Origin of the sequence: Paenibacillus sp. 7516, from assembly GCF_002272715.1 — a bacterium.
Classification (GTDB): Bacteria; Bacillota; Bacilli; order Paenibacillales; family Paenibacillaceae; genus Paenibacillus; species Paenibacillus illinoisensis_A.
Genome location: NZ_NPBI01000047.1, coordinates 53156 through 62522, shown reverse-complemented (window position 1 = coordinate 62522; position 9367 = coordinate 53156). Strand labels below are relative to the sequence as shown.

Genomic DNA, 9367 nt, shown 5'->3' with positions numbered 1-9367 from the left:
ATTTTACGGTGTGTTTCTTTAACTATCTACATATGATTATGCCGGGAGATGCGAATGCATCTCTTATTTGACTTTGCACGACGCCTCTGACACACTCATAGAAGATACATACATCACATTTCAGGATACGATTGGAGCCACTTACTAATCTAGAGAACGGGGTGCAGAATTAACATGGACATTCGCAAGTTGACCGCAGAGGATTTTGAATCCAGTATTGCCCTCTCCCAGTATGCTTTTCAGTATGTATTAAGTGAGGAACGCAAAGAAAGACAGCGGTATCGATTCGCTTCACAGGATATCTGGGGCGTATATGAGGAAGGCGAGCTTGGTGCGAAGCTGCATATCATCCCTTTTCAAACCTACATTCATGGCAGAGCCTTTGAGATGGGTGGGATTGCTGGGGTGGCCACTTGGCCAGAGTATCGGCGCAAGGGTTGGGTTGCTGGGCTTTTAAAGCATGCACTGGAAGAGATGAACCGGAATAAACAAAGCATTTCGTTTTTGCATCCATTCTCATTTGCTTTTTACCGCAAGTATGGATGGGAAACCTACATTGAATATAAAAAATATAAAGTGCCTGTTGCTCATTTGCCGGCGAAAAAAGCTACACCAGGTAACATTCGGCGTGGTGATCCTGGTCTTGATATATTAAAAGAAGTTTACAGCGCATATGCGGAACGCTATAACGGAACTCTCGTTCGTGATGATTCGTGGTGGGAGAACTCAGTGCTCACGGATGGAACCAGCCAGAAGGCAGTCTATCTGGATGAAGCAGGACAAGCCCAAGGATACCTACTGTATGAAGTGAAAGAACGTAAGTTTGCCATTGATGAGATCATTTATCTCAATGAAGAAGCCAGACAAGCCCTCTGGACCTTTATTGCAAATCACGATTCAATGATTGAAGAGGTGACCCTGCAGGCACCTGCGAGTGATACACTTGCCTTTCAACTGGATAATCCACGAATACAGCAGGAGATCGTACCTTACTTCATGGCACGGATTGTAAGTGTGGAGCAGTTTATTTCGCAATATCCTTTTGCGAGCCAAGACTCACCCGTACAGATTAATCTTCAGGTAGAGGATGCTCATGCTCCTTGGAATGAAGGCGTATGGCAGTTGAATGTAGCGATGAATGGTACAGCCTCCATATGGAAAACCTCCGAAACTGTCTTGGAAGAGCAGACACTCAAGGTCAACATTCAAGCTCTTACCGCGATGCTTATGGGATATAGACGACCCGCAGAGATGGCTCAAATGGGTCGAATCCACGGCCCGGCAGAAGTCATTACTGCGTTAGAGCATACGATCCCTGAACGGGAAACTTATCTGCTTGATTTCTTCTGATTTTTCAAATGTGTTCATGAGTATATCCGAAGCCACTTCATACTGGCTGCTTTCCCTTTTCGTATTTATAGAGAAACAGTGCTACAGTGAGACAAATGAACTTCTCCGGCTTTTTTGGAGAGGTTTTTTTGTGTCCGGGGAATATTTCGTGTAAAATCGTAAAAAATGAATAGTGACCCCACTTGGCAAAACCACAAAATATGCTATAATGTATATAAAGTCAAAGAAAGTCAAAGTCAACTGAAGGTTAAATACTTACGTAGCTTTCTTTCTACATTCCGGTGATGAGACACATTTCATGAACGATGGATATCATCGGAAAGAGGCAGTACCAAGAGGACCTTCGTGCGTCCTTGCTCTCCCGAATAAGCCAGCGGAAATCAAGATTCGTTGTTTCCCTGTTTGGTTAAATGGGTTGAGAAGGTGCACTCTGTGGGGGCGTGTGGGTCCTTATTGACTTAACGTTTCAGACAGTGGAGGATGAGTGGATGCGTAATATCTCTGATATTATCGAACAATATCTGAAGAGTATTTTGCATGAAAGTCCCGAAGGAATGGTTGAAATTCAGCGCAATGATCTTGCAGATCAATTCTCATGCGTACCATCCCAGATCAACTATGTTATAAGCACACGCTTTACTCTTGAAAAAGGATATTTGGTCGAGAGTAAACGTGGTGGCGGCGGTTATGTCCGCATACAGCGGATCGAATTGCCGGCCCACTCTGCTCTGCATAATCATCTGCACCATAGCATCGGGGATGAGATTGGACAGACAGCTGCCGAAGGCTTGATTTATCAGCTGGAAGAAGCACGTTTCCTGAGTAAAAGGGAAGCCGGGTTGATGCGTGCAGCTGTATCAAGAGAAATTTTATTGGTCAAACTTCCTTACCGGGATCAAATTCGTGCCAGAATGTTAAAGGCGATGTTAATATCTTTGCTCGGTAAATGAAAACCTATCGGGATCAAGGAGGTACATCCTAAATGCTGTGCCAAGAATGCGACAAACGTCCCGCGACTCTTCATTTCACCAAAATCGTGAATGGCGAGAAGACGGAATTCCATATTTGTGAGTCATGTGCCCGTGAAAAGGGAGAAATGATTCCGGGAACATCGAATGGATTTTCCATTCACAACCTGTTGTCCGGGCTGCTTGATTTCGAACCTAAGAATGGAAATGCCGGGGCTCCCCCTGCTCAGACTCTTCGCTGTGAAGAGTGCGGCATGACTTACTCACAGTTTAGCAAAATCGGCCGATTCGGCTGCAGTTCTTGTTATAAATATTTTGACAGTCGTCTGGATCCATTGTTCAAACGGGTTCATGGCAGCACAACCCATGTGGGCAAAGTGCCTGCACGGGCTGGTGGTCGCATTAAAGTGAAACGGCAGATTGCCGACCTGAAGCGCCATCTCCAGGAGAGTATCGCCCAGGAAGAATTTGAAGAGGCGGCTCAGATCCGTGACCAGATCAGGGAACTTGAAAAAGAAATAGCTCAGGAGTAGAGTTTGTCATGAGTAGGAGGGACGCGTAATGCCTAATCTGCGCTTTACAGAGAAGGCGCTCAGCGACTGGATGCGCAGTGAAGCGGCTGATTCCGAAATCGTCATTAGCAGCCGTGTCCGGATCGCACGTAATCTTCAGCATTACCCATTTCCAATGCTTGCTTCCAATGAGCAATCGGAAGAAGTGCTGAATAAGCTGAGCGAAGTACTTCAATATGATGACGTTCATGCCTTTGGAGATTTCCATACCTTGGACCTGATGGATATTGATGATCTCGATAAGCGGGTGCTGGTGGAGAAACATTTGATTAGCCCCAGTCTTGCGAACGAATCAAAAAATGGTGCGGTTATTCTCAGTGAGGATGAATCCGTCAGTATTATGATTAACGAAGAGGACCATCTTCGTATCCAATGCCTCTATCCGGGGTTCCAGGTGAAAGAAGCCTGGGAGAAAGCTTCCGCCATAGACGATGCTTTTGAAGCGCATGTGGATTATGCTTTTGATGATCGCAGAGGGTACCTGACCAGCTGTCCTACCAATGTAGGTACAGGGGTAAGAGCATCTGTAATGATGCATCTGCCTGCTCTGGTGATGACACAGCAGATCGGACGCATTCTGACAGCCGTTTCTCAAGTGGGGTTGACGGTGCGGGGGATTTATGGCGAAGGCAGCGAGGCGATGGGCAACCTTTTCCAGATCTCCAATCAAATTACGCTTGGACAGACGGAACAAGAGGTCATCGATAATCTGCATAGCGTTGTGCTTCAGATGATTGGGCATGAACGTACAGCCAGAGAGCGGTTAATTTCCGACTCGAGACTGCGGATTACCGATAGAGTGATGCGTTCATATGGGATTTTGTCCCACGCAGCCATTATGGATTCCAAAGAAGCCGCGCAGCGTCTCTCGGATGTTCGCTTAGGTGTAGATCTGGGGCTGTTGAACGGATTGTCCATTACGGTAATGAACGAGTTAAACGTGATGACACAACCAGGCTTTTTGCAGAAAACATTCGGAGAAGATATGCGTACAGATGAGCGTGACATCTACCGGGCTCAGTTGATTCGTGATACGATCAATGCAGCCAATCAAACCTAGTAATTGTTTTCGTCAGATTTAATATTAAGGTTTCATGCCGCATCTGCGGCTTTATATAAAATAGGCATTTACCTAAATGGGGAATGACTTTATTCGCAGCATGGCTGCAAACAAGAATGATATGAATTATACGGCGGGATTATGATCAAGGCCCCCGTTTTATCCAAAACCATGGAGGTGCAGGAGATATGATGTTTGGAAGATTTACGGAACGGGCCCAAAAGGTGCTCGCACTCGCGCAGGAAGAAGCTGTCCGTCTCGGTCATAATAACATCGGTACAGAGCACATTTTGCTCGGCCTCATTCGTGAAGGCGAAGGCATCGCAGCCAAAGCGCTGATCGGCCTGGGACTCGGATTGGAAAAAATTCAAGATGAAGTAGAAACGCTGATTGGCCGCGGTCAAGAGCAACCTACGAACATTGCATATACGCCTCGTGCGAAAAAAGTAATTGAACTGTCCATGGATGAGGCTCGCAAATTGGGTCACACCTATGTAGGAACAGAGCATATCTTGCTCGGATTGATTCGTGAAGGCGAGGGTGTTGCAGCACGCGTGCTGAACAACCTTGGTATTAGTTTGAACAAAGCACGCCAACAAGTGCTGCAGTTGCTTGGCAGCAGTGAGGCTGTATCCAGTCATAATGGAACGCCTGCTAATGTAAGCACACCAACACTGGACAGTCTGGCACGTGATCTTACCGCTTATGCGAAGGAAAACAACCTGGATCCGGTCATCGGCCGCAGCAAAGAAATTGAGCGTGTTATTCAAGTACTGAGCCGTCGTACCAAGAACAACCCTGTATTGATCGGTGAACCTGGTGTAGGTAAAACAGCGATTGCTGAAGGTCTTGCACAGAAAATCATCGCCAACGAAATTCCGGAGACATTGCGCGACAAACGTGTCATGACCCTGGATATGGGTTCTGTTGTTGCCGGAACGAAGTACCGTGGTGAGTTTGAGGATCGCTTGAAAAAAATCATGGATGAGATTCGTCAGGCAGGTAACATTGTCCTGTTCATCGACGAATTGCACACCCTGATCGGTGCAGGCGGAGCTGAGGGCGCCATCGATGCTTCGAACATTTTGAAACCGGCTCTCGCTCGTGGAGAATTGCAATGCATCGGTGCAACAACCCTGGATGAGTACCGCAAATATATTGAGAAGGATGCAGCGCTTGAGCGTCGTTTCCAACCGATAACCGTAGATCAGCCTTCTCCGGAAGAAGCCATTCAAATTTTGCACGGCCTGCGTGATCGTTATGAAGCCCACCACCGTGTGAAAATTACGGACGAAGCGATTGTACAGGCGGTTAAATTGTCTGACCGTTACATCACAGATCGTTTCCTGCCAGACAAAGCGATTGACCTGATTGATGAAGCGGGTTCCAAAGTAAGATTGAACTCATACACCATTCCGCCGAACCTGAAACAACTGGAAAGCCGTCTCGAAGATATCCGTAAGGAAAAAGACGCAGCTGTCCAAAGCCAGGAGTTCGAAAAAGCAGCAGCTCTGCGTGATACGGAACAAAAAATCCGTGAAGAGCTGGATGTAACGAAGAACCAATGGAAAGAAAAACAAGGTCGTACGGATTCCGAAGTAACGCCTGAGGATATCGCACAAGTGGTAGCCAACTGGACGGGAATTCCGGTAAACAAGCTGAAAGAAGAAGAGACTCAACGCCTGATGAATCTGGAATCCATCCTGCATGAACGTGTCATCGGTCAGGATGAAGCCGTGAAATCAGTCAGCCGTGCGGTTCGCCGTGCTCGTGCTGGATTGAAAGATCCAAAACGTCCAATGGGATCCTTCATCTTCCTCGGTCCTACTGGGGTAGGTAAAACCGAGCTGGCTCGTGCGCTTGCCGAAGCTATGTTCGGCGATGAAAATGCAGTGATCCGCATTGACATGTCCGAGTATGGTGAGAAACACTCGACTTCAAGACTCGTTGGAGCGCCTCCAGGATATGTGGGTTACGAAGAAGGCGGTCAGTTGACAGAGAAAGTTCGTCGCAAACCGTATTCCGTAGTCCTGCTCGACGAGATCGAAAAAGCACATCCGGAAGTATTCAACATCTTGCTGCAAGTGCTTGAGGATGGTCGTCTGACAGACTCGAAAGGTCGTGTCGTGGACTTCCGTAACACTTTGATCATTCTGACATCCAACGTGGGTGCCGAAGCGATCAAACGTAACTCTACACTCGGCTTCACAGCTGTTGTGGATGCAGGTGCGGATTACGATAACATGAAGGGTAAAGTCATGGATGAGCTGAAGAAAAGCTTCCGTCCAGAGTTCCTTAACCGGATTGATGAGATCATCGTATTCCACTCTCTTGAAGAGAAACACATTGCTGAGATTGTCTCCCTCATGAGCGAGGAGCTCCGGAAACGTCTGCGTGAATACGAAGTCGACTTCGAGCTTACAGACAATGCCAAGGCCTTCCTGGCCAAAGCTGGCTTTGATCCAGCTTACGGTGCTCGTCCGCTTCGCCGGGCAATCCAGAAGCATATCGAAGACAAACTGTCTGAAGAATTGCTTACAGGTACGGTAACCAAAGGCGATTCGTTGTTGATCGATGAAGAGAACGGCGCACTGTCCGTAACCAAAAAGGAAGCAGTAGTTCCTTCCAATGCAGCAAATGAAGAAATTGAAACAAAATAAAGGATGAATAGGTTGGGAATAAGTCCAACAGCTATTGATTCTGAATGTCCTTCTCGGCTCCGGCCGGGAAGGATTTTTTTGATGTATGGACTTAACACAAATGATTATGTTAGGAACATGTGTAAAGTTTACGATAATCCTTTACGAAAAATCTCAAACAATGGTAAACTTTTATTAACCCTGCACGTCAGAAATTCAGGGCAAAATTCGTCGAAAAATGCAAAATGCTGTTATAAAATAAATCCTAGGAGTGCTGAAGTGGCCAAAGTTAAAACCAAGTTTCAATGTACGGAATGTGGTTATGAAGCCCCAAAATGGTACGGCAAATGTCCGGGGTGTCAGTCATGGAATTCCATGGTGGAAGAAACGGAAACGGTTGTCAAAACACAAGGGAGAAATTCCCCCCTCTTTGACAGTAAAGATAAACCGCTTCCCATCATAGATATAGATAGCGGTCAGGAACCGCGTGTGCAGACTGGAATCGGAGAGCTGAACCGGGTATTGGGAGGCGGGATTGTTCCGGGTTCTCTCGTGCTGGTAGGCGGAGATCCGGGAATCGGAAAATCAACGCTGATGCTGCAAACATCGCATGCTCTAACGCATTCGGGCTTGCGCGTGTTATATGTTTCGGGTGAGGAATCGGTGAAACAGACCAAATTGCGTGCTGATCGTCTGGATGCACTCTCTCCTGAACTGTATGTGCTGTGTGAAACGAATATGGAACGTGTAGAGGAAGCGGTGGAGCAGATCCAGCCGCATTTTCTTGTCATCGACTCCATTCAGACGGTATATCTCCCAGAAGTCACCAGTGCACCCGGTAGCGTAGCACAGGTAAGGGAATGTACTTCCCGGTTTATGAGGATCGCCAAAGGCCGAGGCATTGCAACCGTGCTTGTGGGGCATGTTACGAAAGAAGGGGCTATCGCTGGTCCGCGTATGCTGGAACATATGGTGGACTGTGTTCTTTACTTTGAAGGGGAACGTCATCATACGTATAGACTGTTGCGTGCGGTTAAAAATCGTTTTGGTTCAACCAATGAGATCGGTATTTTCGAAATGGGCGAAGACGGCTTGCGTGAAGTGGGCAATCCTTCCGAACTCTTTCTGTCCGAACGACCGCTCGGTGTAGCGGGTTCTACGGTAGTTGCAAGTATGGAAGGCACTAGACCGATGCTGGTTGAGCTGCAGGCGCTCATCTCTGCAACACATTTCCCGTCTCCCCGCCGTATGGCAACAGGGATAGATCATCACAGGCTGAACCTGATTATTGCGGTGCTTGAGAAGCGGATGGGCATGTTTTTGCAAACGCAGGATGCGTACCTGAATGTGGCCGGGGGAGTTCGGCTCGATGAACCGGCGGTGGATTTGGCGGTTGCCGTCAGCATTGCATCCAGTTTGAGGGATGTGCCGACCAAGCCAGATGATGTAATATTTGGCGAAATTGGTTTGACAGGTGAGGTTCGGGCCGTATCACGGGCTGAACAACGTGTGAAGGAAGCCGAGAAACTGGGCTTCAAACGAGTCATTTTACCGGAGAAAAGCTTAAAGGGCTGGAAACATCCTCGCGGGATACAACTCATCGGTGTGAATACCGTGGCAGATGCACTAGCGGTTGCTTTAGATTAGGGGGCATAACAAGATGAAAGATTCGAGCCAACTGGATAAAATGAATGAATTGTTGAGGCTGATCGCACCAGGTACACCTTTCCGCGAAGGTCTGGAGAACGTGCTGCGCGCCAAGACGGGGGCACTGCTTGTTGTAGGATACAGCCCTGAAGTAATGGAAGTGGTCGACGGGGGCTTCTCGATCAATTGCGATTTCTCCCCCAACTATCTCTATGAACTCGCCAAGATGGACGGTGCCATCATTCTTAGCGAGGATTTAAAGCGTATTCTGTATGCCAACACCCAGCTTATTCCGGATTCCTCCATCTCTTCCTCTGAGACAGGGATTCGTCACCGGACAGCAGAACGTGTAGCCAAGCAAACAGGCAAATTGGTCGTATCCATCTCGCAGCGCCGGAATATTATTACCTTATATCAGGGAACGCTTAGATATTCGCTTAAGGAAATTGGAGTTATTCTGACGAAGGCTAACCAGGCGATTCAAACGCTGGAGAAGTACAAAGCTGTACTTACCCAATCCCTTACGAATCTAAGTGCCTCGGAGTTCGAAGAACTTGTCACTATCCCTGAAGTGGTAAATGTCATTCAGCGTACGGAAATGGTGATGCGCATCAAAACGGAAATCAAGCGCTACATCCATGAACTTGGGAATGAAGGTCGACTCATCTCCATGCAGATGGAAGAATTGGTTGGAACGACGGAGGAAGAAGCGTGGTTGCTGTACAAGGACTATGCACGTGACGATAGTGACGAGAAAATTCGCGAAATTATCGTGGGCCTCAAACGCCTGTCGGATGATGAATTGCTGGATGCGCATCACATCGTCCGTCTGCTCGGCTATCCTTCATCGGCTGCTACATCGGAAGATTCGGTTGCACCGCGCGGATATCGGGTATTGAATAAGATACCACGCCTTCCGAATGTCATTATTCATAACCTTGTGGACCAATTTGAACAATTGCCGCATGTGATCATGGCAACGATTGAAGAGCTGGATGAAGTCGACGGTATTGGTGAGGTACGCGCCCGGACCATTAAGGAAGGGCTGAAGCGTCTGCAGGAGCAAATGTTTATCGACAGACAAATGTAATCCAGAGCTATCAGTATAGGTTTGCCTATAACGGCCCTGAA

The 9367-nt window shown here is 47.5% G+C and carries 7 protein-coding genes; all 7 read left to right on the top strand.

The features are described from left to right. The first annotated feature begins 174 nt into the window (after positions 1 to 174). The 7 genes from CHI14_RS28940 to disA all read left to right on the top strand — a co-directional run bounded on the left by CHI14_RS28940 (position 175) and on the right by disA (position 9326). Positions 175 to 1350 (top strand): GNAT family N-acetyltransferase, encoded by a 1176-nt coding sequence (locus tag CHI14_RS28940; RefSeq protein WP_095293443.1) that lies wholly within the window; start codon positions 175 to 177, stop codon positions 1348 to 1350. A 488-nt stretch (positions 1351 to 1838) separates the two neighbouring features. After that, a complete protein-coding gene (locus tag CHI14_RS28935) occupies positions 1839 to 2300 on the top strand; it encodes a CtsR family transcriptional regulator (protein ID WP_095293442.1) in 462 nt (153 codons plus the stop codon). A 32-nt stretch (positions 2301 to 2332) separates the two neighbouring features. Further along, positions 2333 to 2851 (top strand): protein-arginine kinase activator protein McsA, encoded by a 519-nt coding sequence (gene mcsA / locus CHI14_RS28930; protein WP_095293441.1) that lies wholly within the window; start codon positions 2333 to 2335, stop codon positions 2849 to 2851. Positions 2852 to 2879: 28 nt separating this feature from the next. Next, the gene (mcsB, locus tag CHI14_RS28925) at positions 2880 to 3950 is read left to right on the top strand and encodes a protein-arginine kinase McsB (RefSeq protein WP_095293440.1); all 1071 of its coding nucleotides are present in this window, start codon (positions 2880 to 2882) and stop codon (positions 3948 to 3950) included. A 188-nt stretch (positions 3951 to 4138) separates the two neighbouring features. Further along, a complete protein-coding gene (clpC, locus tag CHI14_RS28920) occupies positions 4139 to 6610 on the top strand; it encodes an ATP-dependent protease ATP-binding subunit ClpC (protein WP_095293439.1) in 2472 nt (823 codons plus the stop codon). Positions 6611 to 6868: 258 nt separating this feature from the next. Beyond that, positions 6869 to 8236: a DNA repair protein RadA gene (gene radA / locus CHI14_RS28915; protein WP_095293438.1), complete on the top strand. Its 1368-nt coding sequence runs from the start codon at positions 6869 to 6871 to the stop codon at positions 8234 to 8236. 13 nt (positions 8237 to 8249) lie between these two features. Continuing rightward, positions 8250 to 9326 (top strand): DNA integrity scanning diadenylate cyclase DisA, encoded by a 1077-nt coding sequence (gene disA, locus CHI14_RS28910; protein WP_095293437.1) that lies wholly within the window; start codon positions 8250 to 8252, stop codon positions 9324 to 9326. Positions 9327 to 9367 lie beyond the last annotated feature (41 nt).

What these genes read in the sequence shown, in the direction of transcription:
- CHI14_RS28940 (WP_095293443.1), top strand. Translation starts at nt 175, where the DNA reads ATGGACATTCGCAAGTTGACCGCAGAGGATTTTGAATCCAGTATTGCC.
- CHI14_RS28935 (WP_095293442.1), top strand. Translation starts at nt 1,839, where the DNA reads ATGCGTAATATCTCTGATATTATCGAACAATATCTGAAGAGTATTTTG.
- mcsA (WP_095293441.1), top strand. Translation starts at nt 2,333, where the DNA reads ATGCTGTGCCAAGAATGCGACAAACGTCCCGCGACTCTTCATTTCACC.
- mcsB (WP_095293440.1), top strand. Translation starts at nt 2,880, where the DNA reads ATGCCTAATCTGCGCTTTACAGAGAAGGCGCTCAGCGACTGGATGCGC.
- clpC (WP_095293439.1), top strand. Translation starts at nt 4,139, where the DNA reads ATGATGTTTGGAAGATTTACGGAACGGGCCCAAAAGGTGCTCGCACTC.
- disA (WP_095293437.1), top strand. Translation starts at nt 8,250, where the DNA reads ATGAAAGATTCGAGCCAACTGGATAAAATGAATGAATTGTTGAGGCTG.